Annotated in this window: 19 protein-coding genes; 15 read left to right on the top strand and 4 right to left on the bottom strand. The window is 66.1% G+C overall.

Going from position 1 to position 19,604, the window contains the following annotated elements; genetic code table 11:
- Window positions 1–36 precede the first annotated feature (36 nt).
- The 3 genes from AB6806_RS28220 (at window position 37) to AB6806_RS28210 (ending at window position 3,928) form a co-directional block, all read left to right on the top strand.
- Entirely contained in the window at window positions 37–1,830 is a 1,794-nt protein-coding gene (locus AB6806_RS28220) for a thiamine pyrophosphate-requiring protein (RefSeq protein WP_370956283.1), read from the top strand.
- Between the two features lie 350 nt (window positions 1,831–2,180).
- Window positions 2,181–2,933 carry an endonuclease/exonuclease/phosphatase family protein gene (locus tag AB6806_RS28215; RefSeq protein ID WP_370956282.1) on the top strand — a complete coding sequence of 251 codons (753 nt, stop codon included), beginning with the start codon at window positions 2,181–2,183 and terminating at the stop codon, window positions 2,931–2,933.
- 38 nt (window positions 2,934–2,971) lie between these two features.
- A complete protein-coding gene (locus tag AB6806_RS28210; protein ID WP_370956281.1) occupies window positions 2,972–3,928 on the top strand; it encodes a lysylphosphatidylglycerol synthase domain-containing protein in 957 nt (318 codons plus the stop codon).
- Here the strand turns inward: AB6806_RS28210 and AB6806_RS28205 are convergent.
- The 4 genes from AB6806_RS28205 to AB6806_RS28190 all read right to left on the bottom strand — a co-directional run bounded on the left by AB6806_RS28205 (window position 3,881) and on the right by AB6806_RS28190 (window position 7,460).
- The gene (locus tag AB6806_RS28205; protein ID WP_370956280.1) at window positions 3,881–5,470 is read right to left on the bottom strand and encodes a phospholipase D-like domain-containing protein; all 1,590 of its coding nucleotides are present in this window, start codon (window positions 5,468–5,470) and stop codon (window positions 3,881–3,883) included. The two genes, AB6806_RS28210 and AB6806_RS28205, sit on opposite strands and share 48 nt — an antisense overlap.
- Window positions 5,460–5,831, bottom strand: coding sequence for a hypothetical protein (locus AB6806_RS28200; RefSeq protein WP_370956279.1), 372 nt, complete (start codon window positions 5,829–5,831; stop codon window positions 5,460–5,462). Before AB6806_RS28200 ends, AB6806_RS28205 begins: the two co-directional genes overlap by 11 nt.
- 90 nt (window positions 5,832–5,921) lie before the next feature.
- Window positions 5,922–6,458 carry an NUDIX hydrolase gene (locus AB6806_RS28195; RefSeq protein ID WP_370956278.1) on the bottom strand — a complete coding sequence of 179 codons (537 nt, stop codon included), beginning with the start codon at window positions 6,456–6,458 and terminating at the stop codon, window positions 5,922–5,924.
- A gap of 54 nt (window positions 6,459–6,512) precedes the next feature.
- The gene (locus AB6806_RS28190; protein WP_370956277.1) at window positions 6,513–7,460 is read right to left on the bottom strand and encodes a hypothetical protein; all 948 of its coding nucleotides are present in this window, start codon (window positions 7,458–7,460) and stop codon (window positions 6,513–6,515) included.
- A gap of 356 nt (window positions 7,461–7,816) precedes the next feature.
- Here AB6806_RS28190 and AB6806_RS28185 point away from each other — a divergent pair, with 356 nt between their 5' ends.
- The 12 genes from AB6806_RS28185 (at window position 7,817) to AB6806_RS28130 (ending at window position 19,599) form a co-directional block, all read left to right on the top strand.
- A complete protein-coding gene (locus AB6806_RS28185) occupies window positions 7,817–8,992 on the top strand; it encodes a zinc-dependent alcohol dehydrogenase (RefSeq protein ID WP_370956276.1) in 1,176 nt (391 codons plus the stop codon).
- An 11-nt stretch (window positions 8,993–9,003) separates the two neighbouring features.
- A complete protein-coding gene (locus AB6806_RS28180) occupies window positions 9,004–9,558 on the top strand; it encodes a hypothetical protein (RefSeq protein ID WP_370956275.1) in 555 nt (184 codons plus the stop codon).
- A 43-nt stretch (window positions 9,559–9,601) separates the two neighbouring features.
- Window positions 9,602–9,862 carry a hypothetical protein gene (locus AB6806_RS28175; RefSeq protein WP_370956274.1) on the top strand — a complete coding sequence of 87 codons (261 nt, stop codon included), beginning with the start codon at window positions 9,602–9,604 and terminating at the stop codon, window positions 9,860–9,862.
- A gap of 3 nt (window positions 9,863–9,865) precedes the next feature.
- The gene (locus tag AB6806_RS28170) at window positions 9,866–10,123 is read left to right on the top strand and encodes a hypothetical protein (RefSeq protein WP_370956273.1); all 258 of its coding nucleotides are present in this window, start codon (window positions 9,866–9,868) and stop codon (window positions 10,121–10,123) included.
- Window positions 10,124–10,288: 165 nt separating this feature from the next.
- Window positions 10,289–10,450 (top strand): hypothetical protein, encoded by a 162-nt coding sequence (locus AB6806_RS28165; protein WP_370956272.1) that lies wholly within the window; start codon window positions 10,289–10,291, stop codon window positions 10,448–10,450.
- A gap of 168 nt (window positions 10,451–10,618) precedes the next feature.
- Window positions 10,619–11,722: an NAD-dependent epimerase/dehydratase family protein gene (locus tag AB6806_RS28160; RefSeq protein ID WP_370956271.1), complete on the top strand. Its 1,104-nt coding sequence runs from the start codon at window positions 10,619–10,621 to the stop codon at window positions 11,720–11,722.
- Window positions 11,719–13,794, top strand: a complete 2,076-nt coding sequence (locus AB6806_RS28155; RefSeq protein ID WP_370956270.1) for an SDR family NAD(P)-dependent oxidoreductase — start codon at window positions 11,719–11,721, stop codon at window positions 13,792–13,794. The genes AB6806_RS28160 and AB6806_RS28155 overlap by 4 nt, the downstream gene beginning before the upstream one ends.
- Window positions 13,791–15,086 carry a TIGR04295 family B12-binding domain-containing radical SAM protein gene (locus tag AB6806_RS28150; protein WP_370956269.1) on the top strand — a complete coding sequence of 432 codons (1,296 nt, stop codon included), beginning with the start codon at window positions 13,791–13,793 and terminating at the stop codon, window positions 15,084–15,086. Before AB6806_RS28155 ends, AB6806_RS28150 begins: the two co-directional genes overlap by 4 nt.
- Window positions 15,068–16,246, top strand: a complete 1,179-nt coding sequence (locus tag AB6806_RS28145; protein ID WP_370956268.1) for a glycosyltransferase family 4 protein — start codon at window positions 15,068–15,070, stop codon at window positions 16,244–16,246. The genes AB6806_RS28150 and AB6806_RS28145 overlap by 19 nt, the downstream gene beginning before the upstream one ends.
- Window position 16,247: 1 nt before the next feature.
- Window positions 16,248–17,372 (top strand): CgeB family protein, encoded by a 1,125-nt coding sequence (locus AB6806_RS28140; protein ID WP_370956267.1) that lies wholly within the window; start codon window positions 16,248–16,250, stop codon window positions 17,370–17,372.
- Window positions 17,372–18,466 carry a CgeB family protein gene (locus AB6806_RS28135; RefSeq protein ID WP_370956266.1) on the top strand — a complete coding sequence of 365 codons (1,095 nt, stop codon included), beginning with the start codon at window positions 17,372–17,374 and terminating at the stop codon, window positions 18,464–18,466. Before AB6806_RS28140 ends, AB6806_RS28135 begins: the two co-directional genes overlap by 1 nt.
- Window positions 18,463–19,599 carry a CgeB family protein gene (locus AB6806_RS28130; RefSeq protein ID WP_370956265.1) on the top strand — a complete coding sequence of 379 codons (1,137 nt, stop codon included), beginning with the start codon at window positions 18,463–18,465 and terminating at the stop codon, window positions 19,597–19,599. Before AB6806_RS28135 ends, AB6806_RS28130 begins: the two co-directional genes overlap by 4 nt.
- Window positions 19,600–19,604 lie beyond the last annotated feature (5 nt).

Raw genomic sequence — 19,604 nt, 5'->3', positions numbered from 1 at the left:
CCAAGCGACCCACCGACAGCTTCCGGAGATGACGCGATGACGCAAACCGTTGCCGACTTCATTTGGAACCGCTTGCGGCAATGGGGCGTGTCGCGCGTCTACGGCTATCCCGGCGATGGCATCGGCGGATTGATTGCGGCGCTGCATCGGCAGGAGGACAGGATCGCCTTCGTCCAGGCACGGCATGAGGAGATGGCGGCGCTGATGGCCTCTGGCGAAAGTCGCTTCACCGGAGATGTCGGCGTCTGCATCGCGACGTCAGGTCCGGGCGCGGTCCATACGCTGAACGGGCTGTACGACGCCCGGCTGGATCACAGGCCGGTGCTCGCGCTGGTCGGACAGCAGGCCAGGTCCGTGTTGGGTGCGCATTACCAGCAGGATCTCGACCTGCAGAGCCTCTTCAAGGATGTTGCCGGTGCCTATGTCGAGACGGCGACGGTTCCCGAACAGGTGCCGCATCTGATCGACCGGGCCTACCGCATCGCCAAGGCCGAGCGCCGCGTCACCTGCATCATCCTGCCCAATGACCTCCAGATCCAGGAGATGCGCCAGCCCGGCATGGAACATGCCATGACCCATTCCGGCGTGGGCATCGACACCTCGCCGGCCTTGCCGGGTGCGGATGCCCTGCAGCGCGCGGCAGCGATTCTGAACGGCGGGGAGAAGGTCGCGATGCTGGTCGGGGCCGGCGCGCTGGGTGCGACAGATGAGGTCATCGCGGTCGCCGAAAAACTCCAGGCCGGTATCGCCAAGGCCCTGCTCGGCAAGGCGACGGTCCCCGACGATATCGCCTTCTGCACGGGCTCGATCGGACTGCTCGGAACCAGCGCGAGCTGGGAGATGATGCGGGATTGCGACACGCTCCTGATGATCGGCTCCGGCTTTCCCTATACGGAGTTCCTGCCCAAGCCCGGGCAGGCGCGCGGCGTCCAGATCGATATCGATCCCGGCATGCTCGGGCTGCGCTATCCGATGGAGCTCAACCTCGTCGGTGACAGCGCGGCGACGCTCGCCGCCCTGCTGCCGCTGCTCGAGCAGAAACCCGCGGCGTCCTGGCGCAGCACGATCGAAAAGAACGTCGCGGCGTCCTGGGACGAACTTGCCGAGATGGCCAAAGTCGAGGCCGACCCGATCAACCCCCAGCAGGTCGCAGCCGAATTATCGGCGCGCTTGCCCGACAATGCCGTCGTCACCGCCGACAGCGGCACGACGACCGTCTGGTATGCCCGCAATCTGCGCTTCCGCCGCGGCATGATGGGCTCGGTCTCCGGCACGCTCGCGACGATGGGCTGTTCGGTGCCTTATGCCATCGCCGCCAAGTTCTCGCACCCCGACCGCCCCGCAATCGCGCTTGTCGGAGATGGCGCGATGCAGATGAACGGTCTTGGCGAACTCGTCACCATCGCCAAATACTGGCGCGATTGGGCTGACCCGCGCTTGATCGTAATGGTGTTGAACAATCGCGAGCTCGCCTATGTCACCTGGGAAGAGCGCATCCAAGAGGGCGATCCGAAATGGCCGGCGAGCCAGAACCTGCCCGATCTGCCCTATGCCGAGATCGCCAAGCTGATGGGGCTGGACGGCTTGCGGGTGAATGAGCCGGGCCAGGTCGGTCCGGCCTGGGAGCGCGCTCTCGCGGCCGACCGCCCCTTCGTGCTCGATATGGTGACCGATCCCGATATCGCGCCATTGCCGCCGCATATCACCTTGAAGCAGGCCAAGGGCTTTGCAGGAGCGATCCTCGCAGGCGATCCGGAAGCCGGCAACATCGTTTCCAAGACCACGCGCACCCTGCTGGATGCGATCCTGCCAGGGCGCGCGGATGGCTAAATAGCCAGCGAAAAAGCCCTCGGTCACTACGGACGAGGGCTCGGATTGTTCGATAATCAACCGCAATATCCAACTGGCGCTGGCTGGGAAGCGCATGACCTCGCATCGTCTTTTCACAGTGCTCTGAGAAACCTGGTCCGCGCCATGGACTGCGGAACTTGCTGACACAGTGCCAGTTCCTTTCGAAAGGAAAGTGCCATGGCCGCGTCGAGCACGAAGCAGAGTTTTCCGGTCTCTGGGGGAATCCTTCTCGGATCGGGCTCGGGTGATTTTTTAATTGCGCCAACTGATGTCTCTAGGCGCAGATCCGGAGCGACAACGACGGTCCAGAATCCGGCCCCACGCCGAGCATGAGGCTGGTTACATATAATATCCGGCGCTGCCTGGGCACCGATGGGCAATTGTCTCCCAAGCGCATTGCCGAGGTCATCGCCGAATGCGACGCCGATATCGCTGCCCTTCAGGAGGTCGACGTCGGCCGGCTGCGCAGCGGCAGCATGGATCAAGCCCACGAGATCGGCACTCATCTAGGGGCAAGCGCAATCCACTTCCACCCGGCACTGCAAATCGAGGACGAGCGCTACGGCGACGCGATCCTGACGCGGGGATCGTCACGATTGAAGAAGGTCGGTCTTCTTCCCCGGGGTGGGATCTTCCGCCCGGCCGAGCCACGGGGAGCGCTGTGGATCGAAGTCGAGCTTGGCGGGACAGCGATTCAGATCGTCAATACGCATCTCGGCCTGCGGCGCCGCGAGCGAAGGGCCCAGGCCGAGGCGCTCTTCAGCGACGAATGGCTCGGCCATCCCGGCTGCAGCTCGCCCTGCATTCTGGCAGGGGACCTCAACTCGCTTCCGGGCGGAGTTGTCTACCGGCGCTGCTCCAGCTTTTTGCGGGATGTGCAGGCAGGGACCCGGGCGCGTCCGACGCCGACGTTTCCATCCTGGCGCCCGCTGCTTCGCATCGACCATATCTTCGTCTCGCGCGATATCGCGATTTGCGAAGCCAGGGTGTGGCGGTCGCGTCTGGCGCGGATCGCATCGGATCACCTGCCGCTGGTGGCGGAGCTCGATGTTCGTCCCGCCCGCGACCGTCTCGCGCAATGATCGATCGGATGAAGGGTTCACTGACCGAGGATAGTCGCATGGCGCAGCTGCGCTCCGTAGCTGCAACGGTTTTCGGCCGGCTGAAACCTCTGCTGGCGATGGCCGTCGTCGGTCTCGCGATAGGTCTGCTTTATCGGACACTGAGTGCCCACAGTTTTGAGGATGTCGCAGCGCAGCTTCGCTCTGTAGATGGCGCGCGGATAGCGGCGGCTTTGGCGTTTGCGGCGGGAAGCTATGGCTGCCTCACCGTCTTTGACGTCCTCGCGCTGCACTTTGCCGAGAAGCCGCTGTCGTATCCGAAGGCGGCTCTGGCCTCCTTCGTCAGCCTTTCGCTCGGACATAATCTCGGCTTTGCAGCGCTCAGCAGCGGAGCAATACGCTATCGCTTCTATTCGCGATGGGGGCTCGGCGCGGGCGACGTGGCGAAGGTCATCCTGTTCTGCGGTCTGACTGTCGCAATCGGTCTCGCCACTCTTGCCGCCCTGGCGCTCGCTGCCCGCCCGGATCTGGCCATGCGAGCGACCGGCCTGTCTCGGGGACTGGTTCTCTGGCTTGCCGTGGCGAGCACGCTTGCGCTGGGAGCCTACCTCGTTTCGTGCATTGTCTTGCGCAAGGAGCTTCAGTTCGCCGGCTGGAGCGTGAGGTTGCCGTCGTGGCAGCTCGCGATCGGCCAGTTCATCGTCGGACCGCTGAACTTCGCGATGGTCGCCGCCTGTCTCCACCAGTCGATAGCTGCGACAGGCCCCGCCGCTTTCCTCGACGTAGCGGCGGCGTATGTGCTGGCGAACATTGCGTCGCTCGTCACACATGTGCCCGGAGGCTTGGGGGTGATCGAGGCCCTCGTCAGCCTCGTGCTGGCCGGATCCCAGGTCATCGGCGGACTGATCATCTTTCGACTGGTCTATTTTTGGGTGCCGCTTCTGTTCGGCGGCGTCCTTCTCGCCGTCTCAGAGCTCCTTCTCGGGCGCTCGCCACGCGCCACTTCTTCCTCGTGAAACGAACGGCAAAGAGAGGCGGAACGGTCTGACCGGATCAAAGATCGAGGTGCCGAAGATCGGCCGGGTCGGACCCGGACTCCGCATTGCCGAGAACGGCCGCAAGCCGCGCATCTTGACGTTGAGCCGATCGACGGCAGCGATCAGCCCGCCTTCCGTGGCTATCGTTTCGGCCATGTCCGCTTCTGCACAATCGAGATGTTCCGCCAGGAGTCGATTGCGGATCTCCGCGATCGCAGCGCGATCCGCTTCGTTCCTCGCTTCGATCGCCAGATCGCATTCGGTATCCAAAGCGATCGATCGGTTGTTCAGGTTGGCGGAACCGACGCGAAGCAGCGTGTCGTCGATGATGATCAGCTTGGCGTGGACGAGGACCTGCGTTTGCCCTTGGGGACTGGGCACCACCGGATACACGACGCGAAGCCGATCGTGACCGTCTGCTTTCGCGAGCCTGCGTATCAGACGGTCGCGGTTGCTTGCCATGGCGAAGCGTTCGATCAAGCCTTTCGACGTGTGCGTCATGACGACCATGATCTCCGGCCCGTCCGGCTCGCGCAGCCTGGCCGCCAGAGCGTCGCCCACCGCGGGAGCGGTCATGTATTGGGCTTCGATGTAGATTGATGTCCTGGCGGCCGCGATCATGTCCAGTGTCAGCGTACCGATCTCGGATATCTCCGCTCGCCCACCATAGGCCGGGCTGGTCCGCGCGATTGCGACGCTGACATCGCGAAACTGGACGGGCAGTTGCCGGGGCCAGATGTCGTCGTTCTTGCCTGCGGTCGAACTCGGCTTTTCTCCGGTTGCATCCGACCAGCGCTCGGCCGCCATCCTGCAGAGCACTGCAGCCGCCTCTGCATCGACGATCATCTGGATATCGTGAACCGGCGGATAGATCGTCCCGTCCAGATCGACCCGTTCGCCATCGTCCGCACGATGGCTGTTCCGGTCCCAGCGGCGCACCGTCAGGTCGATGCCGCCGGAAAAGGCGACACGGCCATCGATGCAGACGATCTTCTGATGATGCGCCGCGTAAAGCGGATGCCGGGTGTCGAGCTTCATGTGAATGCGCGGATGGTCCTGCCACGGGCTGCCGAGCAGCGCCGGAGCAGTGGCGCTCGGGCCGTGAATGACCGACACGCTCCAGACCAGAATATAGACATGGAGCTCGGGGCGATCCTCGACCAGCCCGCGAAGAAGCGCTCCCAGCGGCGGAGATATGTCCGCAGGCTGGTCGGCGCGGAGCCTTATTCGGCCGTCAAAATCCCAACCCACGATAAAGATCGAGTGCCGAGCCCGACGCAGCGTCGCTTCGAGGTGGCTGAAATAATTCGCTCCGTCCACAAGCACCGCAGCGCGATCGGCATGCGCCACCTCGCAGCAATTTACCTTCGGTACGAAAATCGACTGCCAGTTTTGCCCCGTGATCGCTTCGACTGCTGTGGGCATTGATTTTGACATGGAGCCGTTCTGTTGGGCGCCGAAGGCCTCATCATCGGCCTGCCTGAAGGCCGCGCGAGAGGCTCGCCCAGCCTTATGAATCACGTCTCGAAACGCTCATTTTGGGTCGCACCCTGTCCTGCCGATCTTTCTCGCCGAGCATCTCGCCCGCGGGCGACAAGAGGTCTCGTGGCAGGCTCATATCCTCCTGTAGGTGCCATTCGACCACATCGCGGCTCCGGCCCGAGCGCTGCACGAACGACGCGATCCAGTCCTCGCCGGGAAAGGCCTTGTTCATGCGCAGAGCCAGCTCGCGGCCCGTCGTGGTGGGCGCTATCGGGTCCATGGCCGTCTTCTCCGCTCGCGCATCCAATCTAAACATCCGAGCCGAGCGCCAGTTCCTGAACTCGCGCCTGGGAAGCATCGAACAGCGAGTGGCCGGCAGGATAAGGCGAGCTTCGGTCATCTCGCTCTCCTTTCGCTCGACTTCCATCGCAGTGAAGCGAACGGCGCGGCTTCGCGGGTCTCACCGCCGCCACCGGCCTGCGGCAGCCGCTCAGCCCGACGGCTGACCAGGGTCGAGAAGACCTGCCGCCATCAGCCCGATAAGCAGGCTGGCAACGTGGAGCGATTGCCCGATCAGGCCTCCGCGCAAGCCGGCCACGACCTGCGGGATCGGCATCAGATGCACCGTCATGCCGTCCTCACCGGCGTCACGGCTCGGCCGGCCGTGCGGCTTGGCGTCGTCCACGAGGCAGATATGCACGCGGTTGGTCTGGATTGCCGGATTTGCATGGAGCGACGAGATCAAGCGGGCGCGCGAGCCGATATAGCCGGTCTCCTCTTCGAGTTCCCGTACCCCCGTCATGGTCGGATCGGAATCCGCCGGCTCCATGACACCGCCCGGGACCTCCAGAAAATCGGAGCCGGCGGCATGCCGGTATTGCCGGACGAGGATCAGTTGCCGATCCGGCGTGATCGCAACGACATGCACCCAGTCGGGATAACCCAGCACGTAGTAAGGATTCAGACGATGGCCCGAGGCGGTTTCGCAATCATCGGCGCGCACGTCGATCCAGCGATCCTTCAGCAACGTCTTGGAGGAGTGAACGCGCCAGGGATCGCTCATTTCCGAACCCGCGCCGCCTCAATTCAGCGGCGGCGCAGCGCCATTGCGGCGTTTGCTCGCGGCATTCGTGCTGTCCGACGCGCTCACGCTGGCACGCCTGCCCTTTTTCGTATGTTGATAGATGATCACGGCCAAGGCGCGCGCGCGCGGAATCTTCTTGGCCAGCGACAACTCCACCGCTTTGGGCGCGATCACGCCGCCGAACCGCGCCAGAGCCTCGACGACGGCGTCCGGCTCCACATCGCCATACATCGGCGAGTGGAATATGGCGTCGATCGCATTGATCATCTCGGCGCTGATCGGCGCCAGCTGCGCCTTGACCAGGGTCTCGATGACGATGCGGGCCTGCATCGCCGAGCGCCGCTTGATCAGCTTCATCAGGGCGGCGACTGCAATGATCTCCCCTGGCCGGAACGGACGCCCGGGTGAAGGGTTGCGCAGGACGGTGGCGCCGGCCCGCTGGCAGACGCTCAGCGCCGTATGCACATCCTCGTCGCCGCTCGCCGCGGCTGCGAAGAACAGCTCGCCGGTCGTCACGGCGATCCTGTCCCGGTTATGGCCGAGAAACGCTTCGGCCCGATCGCCGACCGCGTCCGTCTCGACCACCATCACGTCGATTTCGCCGATTCCGCCATGCGACAAGGCAGCGATCGCCGTATGCTGTCCGTCGATCACATGCCAGGCTCCGTCGACCTTCGCGACGACGGGGATGCTGAAGCGGCGCCAATCCCACTCCCGCACCAGCTTTTCGATCAGCTTGAGCGATTTGGGCGAGAGATCGCGCTGATAAAGGCCATCGACCCAGAGTTCCGCCGGGTCGAGCCGCATGATATGTGGGCGAGGACCTACCCGGGCTCTGGGGACGTTGGGCAACGCAAGCGGTTTTATTGGGCGAGCAGTTGTCAAGTCGCGCCTCCTGGGTCTTGAGATGGTTATTATAACGACGTCCGGAGAGCATCGTTCCAAGCATCGCTATCCCCATACGTCAAACTAGGGTCTGGTCACGCCTACGCCTTAACTTATGATAACAGCTCAGGATTTTTAGCGAATCCCGACATCGCGCGACGGCAAAAGCGGTCCCGCTGCGCCGTTTGAGGCGCCGGTCCCGACCGCCGGCCGGGAGACGCCCGCGATCCCAATGCTTGAGGCGCCTTCGCTTGGCGCGCCGCGACCACCGGAACCCGCCATCGCGGCCCCCGTTCGACCCCAAACGGCGGCCAGCGCACCGGCGCCGGCAGGCTACCGGGCCTCCTTCGGCATAGGCGCCGGAATCGAACTGCGTAAGACGCCCACCGCGTCGCACGCGAAGTCGGGAGATCCGCATGCGAGCACTGGTATGGCACGGCAAGGAAGACATCCGCTGCGATGAGGTCGACGATCCCGAGATCGAGCATCCGCGCGACGCGATCATCAAGGTGACGAGCTGCGCGATCTGCGGCTCCGATCTGCACCTCTTCCACAACCTGATCCCGGCGATGAAGCCCGGCGACATCATGGGCCATGAAACCATGGGAGAGGTGGTCGAGATCGGCTCCGGGCTCGGTGGCAAGCTCAGGAAGGGCGACCGCATCGTCGTGCCGTTCACCATCTTCTGCGGCGAATGCGAGCAGTGCAAGCGCGGCAATTTTTCCGTCTGCGAGACGACGAACCGGAAGAAGCACCTCGCCGAAAAGGTCTTCGGGCACTCCACGGGCGGGCTGTTCGGCTATTCGCATCTCACGGGGGGCTACCCCGGCGGCCAGGCCGAGTATCTGCGCGTGCCCTATGCCGACACGACGCATATCAAGATCCCCGACGGCTTGAGCGACGAGCAGGTCCTGTTCCTCAGCGACATCTTCCCGACCGGTTGGCAGGCCGCGGTGCAGTGCGACATCCAGCCGACCGATACCGTGGCGATCTGGGGCTGCGGTCCGGTCGGCCAGATGACGATCCGCAGCGCCGTGCTGCTTGGTGCAAAGCAGGTCGTCGCGATCGACTGCGTGCCGGAACGGCTCGCGATGGCGCAAGCCGGCGGAGCGATCACGATCGATTTCGAGGAGGACAGCGTCATCGAGCGGCTCGACGAGCTGACCGATGGCAAGGGTCCGGAGAAGTGCATCGACGCCACCGGCATGGAAAGCCATGTCTCGCTCGACCAGCTCGACACGCTCTATGACCGCGCCAAGCAGGTGTTCCTGATGGAGAGCGACCGGCCCCATGTCCTGCGCGAGATGATCTATGTCTGCCGTCCCGCGGGCGTGATCTCAATCCCCGGCGTCTATAGCGGCCTGATCGACAAGATGCCGATGGGCATCGCCATGAACAAGGGCCTGACCTTCCGGATGGGCCAGACGCATGTGAACCGTTGGAGCGACGACCTGCTGCGCCGCATCGAGGAGGGGCAAATCGATCCGTCCTTCGTCATCACCCACACGGTCGGCCTCGAGGACGGGCCCGAGATGTACAAGGTGTTCCGCGACAAGCAGGACAGCTGCATCAAAGTCGTCCTGAAGCCCTGAGGGAGCCGCCGATGAACCTGATCGCGAACATGATGCGCACCAAGGGCGATCCGAAAATCCGCCGCTCCGGGCCGAGTTCGCTCAGCGCCTCCGACAGGCTCGCACGCAACCTCGGCTGGCTCGGCATCGCGCTCGGCCTGACCGAGGTCCTGGCGGGCCGCAGGATCGCGCAGGCCCTGGGCATGCGGGACAAGGAGGCACTGATCCGCGGCTATGGCCTGCGCGAAATCGGCAGCGGCATCCTGTGCCTTTCCGTCGACAAGAAGACGGGGCTGATCAGCCGGATCGCCGGCGACAGCCTCGACATCGCAACGCTCAATCGAGCGCTCGATCCGCGAAATCCCAAGCGCGGCAATGTCGCGCTGGCGATGGCCGCGGTGATCGGCATCGGCATGCTCGATGTGATGGCGGCCAAGCTCAGCATGGTGCGGCACGAGCGGAGATCCCAGCCGCGAGACTACAGCGACCGCAGCGGCTTTCCCGGCGGAGTGGCTGCCGCGCGCGGACGCGCGCGCGAAACATTCAAGACCCCCGCCGACATGCGCGAGATTCCGGTCGTGCCCTGATCGGGGCCGCTCGGAAAAACACGGAGAGATAGAGGAGACGAGCATGAGCAAGTCCAAAGCTTTGACCGATCACGATGAGATCCGCCGTTGGGTCGAGCAGCGCGGCGGCAAGCCGGCGCGCGTGGAAGGCACCGAGGGCAAAGACGGTGCGGGCGTCCTCCGGCTCGATTTCGGCGAGCCCGATGAAGGTCTCGAGCCGATCTCCTGGGATGATTTCTTCGAGACGTTCGAGGACCGTGGCCTTGCCCTGCTCTGCGGCACGGAGGCCGATAGCCGGTTCAACAAATTCATCGACAGGGAGTGAGCCTTGGTGCGCGCACGTAACCCGGTGAACGCAATGCCATCGTCGCGCGCAATAACGATCGCGGGCGAGCAAGCCATGTCCATCGTGGAAGCCGAAGGCCGGATCCTGCTCGACGGCTATGCCGACGACCTGATCCGCTCCTACGCCGCCGCAGGGCTGCTGACGGCCGCCCTGGACGAGCTGACTTCCGGAATCTCGCGTGAGGTCGCGATCGAAACCCTCAAAGGCGCGCTGCTGACGCTCGAGGCCCTGCCATCCTGAGATCACCAGGGGCGCGAGCCAGCTACAGCTTTAACGGCAAATCCGCGATCTGCGTGAACCGTACATCCCCGCCAGCACCCCGATCCGGGCGGCCGACGAGCCGACAAGCCATACGACTGGAACAGTCCGTTCGGCGCGACGGTTGCCGAGCAGGGAGATGATTTCATGACAGTCCCGTCGCTCGGTCCAATCCTGTCCAGCGTGACCTTGGGCTATATGCTTCACGCGGGCATCGTCACCGCCGGCTCGCTGGCCGGAGATCTGGCGTGGCTCGTCCTGGCCGCGACGACCACGATCGCGCTTGCCTCCCTCGACGAGCTTTCCTGAAAACCTCGAGCTTTCGAAGCGCCCACCGAAAGTGCAGCAAGAGCTTTTCGGCCGAGGATCATCATCTTCTTCATCTACATCTTTGACTTCTTCAACCGGAACCGACCCGAAACTGTGTTGTTGAACAGGTTGCAAGATCATCTGCATTCAGCACGTCGGAGGTCGGGAATGCCGGCAAGATATCTGGTCACGGGCGGAGCGGGTTTCATTGGGCGGTACCTTTGCGCCGAGCTCCTCGAGCATGGTCATGAGGTGCGCGTCCTCGACAGCTTCGTGCCGCAAGTCCATGGCGATGCGGCGGACGCCCCTCCAGGGGTCGAGTTGTTGACCGGCGATGTCCGCGACGCCGATCTGGTGAGGCGCGCGCTCGGCGGCGTCGACGGCGTGTTTCATCTCGCGGCGGAGGTCGGCGTCGGCCAGAGCATGTACGAGATCGCGCGCTATGTCGGCGGCAACGATCTTGCCACCGCCGTCCTGCTCGAACAGATTTCCCAAAGTCAGGTGCAGCGGCTGGTCGTCGCCTCGTCCATGAGCGTCTATGGCGAGGGACTGTACCGCAGCGCCGAAGGCGAGCTCTTCCCCGCGGTGCGGCGTGTCCTGAAGGAGGGCGAGCGCGCCTGGGATCCGGCTGGCCCGGACGGTCAGCCGTTGCTCCCGGTGGCGACCGACGAGACCAAGCCGGTCGACCTCGCCTCGATCTACGCGCTGACGAAATATGTGCAGGAGTGCAGCAGCCTGATCATCGGCAACGCCTATGGCGTGCAGACGGTGGCCTTGCGGCTGTTCAACGTCTTCGGACCCGGACAGGCGCTGTCCAATCCCTACACAGGCGTGCTGGCGAATTTCGGCTCGCGCCTGCTCAACGGCCAGCCGCCGCTGATCTTCGAGGATGGTCGCCAGAAGCGCGATTTCGTCCATGTCAGCGATGTCGCCAAGGCATTCCATCTGGCGATGCATGCGGCCTATGTCTCGGGCCAGGTCCTGAACATCGGCAGCGGCAACGCCTACACCATCGAGGCGGTCGCGCTGCTGCTGGCCGAGGCGATGGGCCGGCCCGAGCTCAGGCCGCAGATCCTTCAGAAGGCCAGGGCCGGCGACATCCGGCACTGCTTCGCCGACATCAGCCGCGCCCGGGACATCATCGGTTATCTGCCGGCGCGGCGGCTCGAAGCCTCGATGGATGAGATGGCCGAATGGATTGCCGGCTCGCAGGCCGTCGACGGCGGCGAGCAGGCGCGGCGCCAGCTCGAAGCACGGGGCCTGGTGGTATGAACGCGCCCTCCCCCATTGCCGGCGCAGGGCCGGCGCTCGGCTTCGCGGAGTGGTTCCGGCGTGGCGAGCACGCGCGCGTCGAGGCCGCGATCGCCGGCATGCGCCAGGCCGGAACGCGCTATCTGCGCACGCATCTGTCCTGGGCTGAATATCACGCTCCGGGCGGCCGCGACTGGTACGACTGGCTGATTCCGCGCCTGGGCAAGGCCTTCGACCTGCTGCCTTGCGTTCATTATACGCCGCCGTCGCTGTCGCGGACCGGCGCCGCCTCGGGCCCGCCGGTGCGGCTGAAGGACTATGCCGACTTCATCGACGTCGTCCTGACCCGCTATGGCGAGCATGTCCGCGACATCGAATTGTGGAACGAGCCCAACAACCTGCTCGACTGGGATTGGCGCGAGGACCACGACTGGCAGCTCTTCTGCGAGATGATCGGCGGGGCCGCCTACTGGATCCAGCATCGCGGCTGGCGCGCCGTGCTCGGCGGCCCCTCGCCCTTTGACGCGCATTGGCTCGATCTCATGGGCCAGCGCGGCGTGCTGAACGTCGTCTCGGCGGTCGGCTTTCACGGGTTTCCCGGCACCTGGGACAGCGAGGCTGCGGTCTGGCGCGGCTACGACCAGCATATCGCCGAGGCGCGCGCCGTGCTCGCCCGCTACAATCCCGCTTGCGAACTCTGGATCACCGAGGCCGGCTACTCGACCTGGCGTAACGACGAGGCCGAACAGGTCCGGCGCTTCCGCGAAGCGCAGGCGGCGCCTGCCGAGCGGCTCTACTGGTATGGCTGGCAGGACATTCCGCGCGACGTGCCCGTTCAGGAAGGTCTCTATTTCGACCTGCGCCACTATCATCTCGGCGTCACCGATGCGGAGGGCAGGCCAAAACTCCTGCGCCGCCTGCTCGAAACGCAAAGCTCCGTCGAACTCGACGGCGTGCTGCCAACGGCATCGCAGCGCTCGCCCCATCGCGGTCTGCGGCCGGTGGAAACGGCGCCGGTCGTGATCTTCGGCGGCGCCGGCTTCATCGGCGCGAACCTCGCCGAGCGGCTGCTTCGGGATGGCGAACGGGTGCTGGTGTTCGACAATCTCAGCCGCCCCGGAGTCGAGCGCAATCTCGCCTGGCTGCGCGCGCGTCATGGCTCGAAGGTCGAGACCTGCCTTGCCGATATCCGGGATGAGGATTCGGTGGAGCGCGCCGTCAAGGGCGCAAAGGCAGCCTTTCACCTCGCTGCGCAGGTCGCTGTGACGAGCAGCCTCGTCGACCCCCGCCACGATTTCTCGGTCAACGCGCAGGGCACGCTGACCATCCTGGAGGCGCTGCGGCGACACGCGGCCGACACGCCGCTCGTCTTCGCCAGCACCAACAAGGTCTATGGCGCGCTGGCCGATATCGCGATGCAGGAGAGCGACGGGGCCTATCAGCCCGTCGAGGCGGCGCTGAAGCGCTACGGCATCTCGGAAAACCGCCCGCTCGATTTCTGCACGCCCTATGGCTGCTCAAAAGGCGCGGCCGACCAATATGTGCTGGACTACGCCCACAGCTATGGCCTCCGCACGGCGGTGCTGCGGATGAGCTGCATCTTCGGCCCGCGCCAGTTCGGCACGGAAGACCAGGGCTGGGTCGCGCATTTCCTGATCAAGGCCCTGCGCGGCGACAGGATCACGATCTTCGGCGACGGCAAGCAGGTGCGCGACATCCTGCACGTCGCCGACGCGGCCGACGCCTATTGTCGCGCATTGGCGGCGATCGACACCATCACCGGCCGGGCCTTCAACCTCGGCGGCGGCCCGGCCAATGCCGTCAGCCTGAACACGGTCCTGGCCGAGATCGGCCTGCTGCTCGGCCGCGATCTCGCGATCGACTTCGAGGACTGGCGCCAGGGCGACCAGCCTTATTTCGTCGCCGATACGCGCGCGCTCGGTGCGGCGCTCGGCTGGCGTCCCGGCTTCGGCTGGCGCGACGGCCTGCGCGATCTGCACGACTGGGCGTGCCATGAATTCGGCCATGCCGGCAGCGCGCTCCCGGCCATGGCGGCGGCACCGACACGCAGCAGACGGAGGGTCACGGCATGAAGGTCGCGCTGGTCAATCCACGCTGGAGCTTCGACGGCAGCATCTATTTCGGCTGCCGGGAACCGCATCTCCCGCTCGAACTCGGCTACTCCAAGGCGCTTCTCGAACGGGCCGGCCACGAGGTGCTGCTGCTCGACGGCCATCTCACCGACCGCGGCGACGACAGCCTGGTCGCCGAGGTCGCCGGCTTCGCGCCGCAGATGACGGTCGTCACCACGGCCCCGAGCTACCTGTTCTGGCGCTGCGCGCCGCCGGAGCTGCGAGTGCCGGCCGGCTTCCTGCAGGCGCTCGGGCGCCAGGGCGGGCGCACGGTCGCGACCGGTCCGCATGGCTCGGTCACGCCACAGACGACGCTGCGCAAGCTCGGAGTCGACGTCGTCGTGCGCGGCGAATGCGAGGAGGTCATCGCCGCGCTTGCGGAGACGCAGGACCTGTCGCGGGTTCCCGCCATCGCCTGGCGCGACGCCGGCGCCATCCGCGTCAATGGCGGCCCGGCCGCAAGCCCCTTCATCGAGGCGCCCGCCCTGTCATGGCCCGACGAATGGATCGCGCGCCACCAGCACCATCACCATCGCTTCGACGATGCACGCTCGGGCTTCGGGGCCGAGGTCGAGGCTTCGCGCGGCTGCCCCTATAATTGCAGCTTCTGCGCCAAGATCGAGTTCCGCGACGCCTACCGCCGGCGCAGGCTCGACCTCGTGCTGGAGGAGATCGACCGGCTGATCGCCCAGGGGGTCGGCTATGTCTATTTCATCGACGAGATCTTCCTGCCGCAGAAGCCGCTGCTCGAGGCGCTGGTCTCGCGCAATCTGCAGTTCGGCATCCAGACCCGCATCGATCTGTGGAAGCCCGAACTGCTGGAATTGCTCGGCCGCGCCGGCTGCGTCTCGATCGAGGCCGGCATCGAGAGCCTGACCGTCGAGGGCCGGGCCGCGCTCGCCAAGCGCTGCAAACTCGAGACCGAGGACCTGGCGGCGCTGCTGATCGAGGCGCGCCGCCATGTGCCCTTCGTCCAAGCCAACCTGATCGGCATGGAGCAGGACAATGCCGGGCTGGTGGCGCATTGGCGCGATGTGCTGATCGGCGCCGGCGTCTGGGCCAACGAGCCCGTGCCGCTCTATCCGTATCCGAGCTCGCCGAGCTATCGCGACCTCTGGGGCGAGCCCGACGATCACGCCTGGGAACGGGCGCATCAGCATTATCTCGCCGCCTTCTCCGAATTCAGCGACATCCAGGACAAGCAGCCGCTGCCTCTGAGCCAATTGGAGGCGACATGCTGCGCAGCCCATTGATGGCGCCGCCGCGCCGCGTCCTGATCACGCTCGATGCCGTCGGCGGCGTCTGGCGCTACGCGATCGATCTCGCGCGTGGGCTTGGGCAGCACGGGGTGGAATGCCTGCTGGTGGGCTTTGGCCCCGCCCCGGGGCCGGACGGAATCGAGGAGGCCGAGGCCCTTGCGAATGCCTCGCTGATCTGGCCGGGTGGGTCGCTCGACTGGCTCGTCGAAACCGAAGGCGAGCTCGAAGGCGCGGCCCGCGCCCTGACGGAGCTGGCACGCGACTGGCGGCCCGACCTGCTGCATCTGAACCTGCCCTCGCAGGCGGTTGGACTGCCCGACGATCTGCCGCCTGTGCTGGTCGCCTCGCATTCCTGCCTGGCGACATGGTGGGCCGCGGTGCGTGGCGGGACGCCGCCGGCCGCATGGCATTGGCAGCGGCGGCGCACGCAGGAAGGACTGCAGCGGGCCGCCTGCGTCGTCCTGCCGAGCATGAGTCATGCGGCGGCCACGCAAGACGCCTATGGAGCAATTGCCGAGCACGAGATTGTCTACAACGCCAGCCCCGTCGCGCATGGCTCGGCCGAGCGCCAGGAGATCGCGCTGGCTGCCGGACGCTGGTGGGACGAAGGCAAGAACGGCGCGACGCTGGACGCGGCGGCGCTGCTGACATCATGGCGCGTGCTGATGGCCGGTCCGCAGACCGGCCCCAACGGCCAATCCTGCGAATTGCGGCACGCCTCCCCGCTCGGCCAGCTCCCTGCGCCGTCGATCTGCGCGCTGATGGAGCATGCCGCGGTCTTCGTCGCGCCGTCGCTCTACGAGCCATTCGGCCTGGCGGTGCTGGAAGCGGCTCATCGCGGCGCCGCGCTGGTCCTGGCCGATATCCCGACCTTTCGCGAGCTCTGGCAGGATGCGGCGTTGTTCGTTCCGCCGCGCGAGGCGCCCGCCTATGCGCAGGCGATCGACAAACTGATGACCGATCGGGAGTTGCGCTCGCGCCTCGCCCGCCGGGCACGCCTGCGCGCCCTCGACTTCAGGTCCGAGCGCCAGGTCGCGGGCATGCTTGCGGCTTATGCGCGTGCATGCAGCGGCAGCTCCGGCCATGCACGGGCGCAATCGGCGCTGCGGGCGTCGTCGGCCGCGGCCGAGCCCACTCCCGACATGGCGGTCTGACATGCGCATCGTACTCTATACCCACTCGCTGATCTCCGACTGGAACCATGGCAACGCCCATTTCCTGCGCGGCGTGCTGCGCGATCTCGAGGCGCGCGGCCATGAGACGCTGGCGCTCGAACCGGAGGACAGCTGGAGCCGCGCCCATCTCGTGGCGGAACGTGGCGAGGCCGCGATTGCACAGTTTGCGCAGGATTTTCCCGAGCTGACCGTCGCAACCTACGGGCCCGACTTCGACCACGCCGAGGCACTCGATCGCGCGGATGTCGTCATCGTGCATGAATGGACCGAGCCGGCGCTGGTGGAAAGGCTCGGGCGGCTGCGCCGCGCGGGGGCCGGCTTCACCCTGTGCTTCCACGACACCCATCATCGCGCGGTTTCGGCCGAGGCGGAGATCGGCGGGCTCGCGCTCGACGACTACGACCTGATCCTGGCCTTCGGGGACACGCTGCGCGAGCGCTATCTGGCGCGCGGCTGGGCCGACAGGGTCCATACCTGGCACGAGGCCGCCGATCTCAGACTGTTTTCACCGCTGCCGGCGAACGGCCCGCGGCAGGATCTGATCTGGGTCGGCAACTGGGGCGATGGCGAACGCGCGCGAGAACTCTACACGTTTCTGACCGAGCCGGCGGCTCGCAGGGGGCTGAGCGGCACGGTGCGCGGGGTGCGCTATCCCGACGAGGCGCTGGCGAAGCTCGCCGCCTCCGGCCTGCGGTATGGCGGCTCGATCGCCAACGCCGAGGTCCCCGCAGCTTTTGCCCGCCATCGCATGACGGTCCATATCCCGCGCCGGCCTTATGTCGAAGCCCTGCCCGGGATCCCCACCATCCGCGTCTTCGAGGCGCTGGCGTGCGGCATCCCGCTGATCAGCGCGCCCTGGGACGATGCGGAAGGCCTGTTCCGGCAGGGCGACTTCATTAGGGTCCGGACCGGCGGAGAGATGGCGCGGGCGATGTCGGCCCTGCGCGACGATACCGCCTTCGCCGACGAGTTGGCCCGGCGCGGACGCGAGACGATCGAGTCACGGCATAGCTGCACCCACCGCGTCGACGAGTTGCTGGCCATCCTCTCACGGCTCGGCAGCGCGCGGACCCGCCAAGCCTTACCCCAGACGGAGCTGCTCTGATGCGGATCGCGTTTTACGGATCAAGCCTGCTGTCGTCCTACTGGAATGGGGCGGCCACCTATTACCGCGGCATTCTGCACGCGCTTGCCAGGCGGGGCTATGCGATCACCTTCTACGAACCAGACGCCTTCGAGCGCCAGAACCATCGCGACATCGCGCCGCCCGACTGGTGCCGCGTCGTGGTCTATCCGGCTACCGAAGCCGGCTTGAGTGAAGTGCTGGCGCAGGCGGGCGCTGCCGACATTGTCGTAAAGGCCAGCGGCGTCGGCTATGGCGACGCCGAACTGCTTGCCGGAGTGCTGGCTGATGGACGCTCGGATGCCTTGCGCATCTTCTGGGACGTCGACGCCCCGGCGACGCTCCGCGAGATCGCGGCGAGCCCGCTGCACCCGCTGCGGCAGGCGCTCGCGGAGCTTGATCTGGTCCTGACCTATGGCGGCGGCGATCCGGTCGTAGCTGGCTATGGTGCCTTGGGAGCTCAGGCCTGCGTGCCTGTCTACAATGCGCTCGACCCGTCGACGCATCATCCCGACAAACCCGAGCCGCGCTTTTCCGCCGACCTCGGCTTTCTCGGCAACCGCCTGCCCGATAGGGAGGCCCGCGTCGACGAGTTCTTCTTCAAGGCCGCCAGCTTGCAGCTGGGACAGCAATTCCTGCTTGGAGGCGCCGGCTGGGACGACAAGCCTTGCTCCCCCAACATCCGCAAGCTTGGCCATGTCGCGACCGCACAGCACAATGCGTTCAACGTGACGCCGCGCGCCGTCTTGAACATCTCGCGCGCCGACATGGCGGCGATGGGTTTCTCCCCGGCAACACGGGTCTTCGAGGCGGCCGGGGCCGGAGCCTGCCTGATCACGGATGCCTGGACCGGCATCGAGCTGTTCCTCCAGCCGGGTGAAGAGATACTGGTGGCGCGCGACGGGGCCGATGTCGCCGAGATCATCGGCGAGCTCTCGGCTGAACGGGCAAGGCGCATCGGCGAGCGCGCGCTCGCCCGCGTGCGGCGCGACCACACCTACGAGGACCGCGCCGCGGCGCTCGACGCATTGCTGCGGCAGAGGCTTGCCGCCAAGCGCAGGGACATGGCCGCATGACCCGCCCGCTCGACATCGTCATCCTGGGGCTGTCGCTGAGCTCCTCCTGGGGCAATGGCCATGCCACGACTTATCGAGCCTTGCTGCGCGGGCTGAAGCGACTTGGCCACCACGCGCTGTTCCTGGAGCGGGACGTGCCCTGGTACGCGCAGCACCGCGACCTGCCGCGACCCGATTTCTGCGACCTCGCGTTCTATCGCGATCTGGGCGGCCTCATGCGGGACCACGGCGCGCGGATCGCCGGAGCCGATGCCGTCATCGTCGGCTCCTATGTGCCCGAGGGCGCGGCCCTCCTCAACCTCGTCATGGCGCATGCGAAGGGCTTGCGGGCCTTCTATGACATCGACACGCCTGTCACGCTGGCGGCTCTCGAGCGGGGCGAGACGTCCTATCTCGCACGTCGGCAGATCCCGGAGCTCGATCTTTACCTCTCGTTCTCGGGCGGCGAGGTGCTCGATGTGCTGGCAGGACGTTTCGGCGCCCGCTGCCCGCGCGCCCTCTACTGCGCCGTCGACGAGGAACGCTACAGGCCGCTCGACCTGCCCCGGCGCTGGGACCTGGGATATCTCGGCACCTATAGCGACGACCGCCAGCCGGTGCTGGAGCGTCTCCTGCTGGAGCCGGCGCGGCGCTTGCCGGATCGCCGTTTCGTCGTCGCCGGACCGCAATATCCGGCTTCGATCGCCTGGCCCGCCAATGTCGAGCGCATCGAGCATGTCGGACCGGAGGACCACGCGGCCTTCTACAGCTCGCAAGGCCTGACGCTCAACGTCACGCGCGCCGACATGGTCGCCGCTGGCTGGTCACCGAGCGTCAGGCTGTTCGAGGCTGCCGCCTGTGGCGTGCCGATCGTGAGCGATCGCTGGCGCGGTCTCGACGAACTCCTGCCCGAGGGCGAAGCGCTGCTGATCGCCGACGACCCGGAGGCGGTCGTCGCGGCACTGGCCGAGCCGCGTGCCGTCTCGCTGCGCCGCGCCGCACGGGCCCGCGACATCGTGCTCGACCGCCATACCGGCACGGCCCGCGCCGGAGAGTTGCTCGCCGCCCTGAGCGCGGCCGTGCCGACGGCAGCAAGAGCCGCTCAGCAATTGCCCAAAGCCGCAGCCATGATGGCTCCCGCGGCCTCAGTCTGAGGAGA

The sequence above is a fragment of the Allobosea sp. RCC_152_1 genome (assembly GCF_041360765.1).
Classification (GTDB): Bacteria; Pseudomonadota; Alphaproteobacteria; order Rhizobiales; family Beijerinckiaceae; genus Allobosea; species Allobosea spartocytisi.
This window is presented reverse-complemented; position numbering and strand designations above follow the sequence as displayed.

Excerpts from the sequence above, each read along its gene's own strand:
- AB6806_RS28220 (WP_370956283.1), top strand. The coding sequence starts at position 37 with ATGACGCAAACCGTTGCCGACTTCATTTGGAACCGCTTGCGGCAATGG.
- AB6806_RS28180 (WP_370956275.1), top strand. The coding sequence starts at position 9,004 with ATGAACCTGATCGCGAACATGATGCGCACCAAGGGCGATCCGAAAATC.
- AB6806_RS28160 (WP_370956271.1), top strand. The coding sequence starts at position 10,619 with ATGCCGGCAAGATATCTGGTCACGGGCGGAGCGGGTTTCATTGGGCGG.
- AB6806_RS28145 (WP_370956268.1), top strand. The coding sequence starts at position 15,068 with ATGCTGCGCAGCCCATTGATGGCGCCGCCGCGCCGCGTCCTGATCACG.
- AB6806_RS28135 (WP_370956266.1), top strand. The coding sequence starts at position 17,372 with ATGCGGATCGCGTTTTACGGATCAAGCCTGCTGTCGTCCTACTGGAAT.
- AB6806_RS28130 (WP_370956265.1), top strand. The coding sequence starts at position 18,463 with ATGACCCGCCCGCTCGACATCGTCATCCTGGGGCTGTCGCTGAGCTCC.
- AB6806_RS28140 (WP_370956267.1), top strand. The coding sequence starts at position 16,248 with ATGCGCATCGTACTCTATACCCACTCGCTGATCTCCGACTGGAACCAT.
- AB6806_RS28175 (WP_370956274.1), top strand. The coding sequence starts at position 9,602 with ATGAGCAAGTCCAAAGCTTTGACCGATCACGATGAGATCCGCCGTTGG.
- AB6806_RS28155 (WP_370956270.1), top strand. The coding sequence starts at position 11,719 with ATGAACGCGCCCTCCCCCATTGCCGGCGCAGGGCCGGCGCTCGGCTTC.
- AB6806_RS28185 (WP_370956276.1), top strand. The coding sequence starts at position 7,817 with ATGCGAGCACTGGTATGGCACGGCAAGGAAGACATCCGCTGCGATGAG.
- AB6806_RS28200 (WP_370956279.1), bottom strand. The coding sequence starts at position 5,831 with ATGACCGAAGCTCGCCTTATCCTGCCGGCCACTCGCTGTTCGATGCTT.
- AB6806_RS28210 (WP_370956281.1), top strand. The coding sequence starts at position 2,972 with ATGGCGCAGCTGCGCTCCGTAGCTGCAACGGTTTTCGGCCGGCTGAAA.
- AB6806_RS28165 (WP_370956272.1), top strand. The coding sequence starts at position 10,289 with ATGACAGTCCCGTCGCTCGGTCCAATCCTGTCCAGCGTGACCTTGGGC.
- AB6806_RS28215 (WP_370956282.1), top strand. The coding sequence starts at position 2,181 with ATGAGGCTGGTTACATATAATATCCGGCGCTGCCTGGGCACCGATGGG.
- AB6806_RS28150 (WP_370956269.1), top strand. The coding sequence starts at position 13,791 with ATGAAGGTCGCGCTGGTCAATCCACGCTGGAGCTTCGACGGCAGCATC.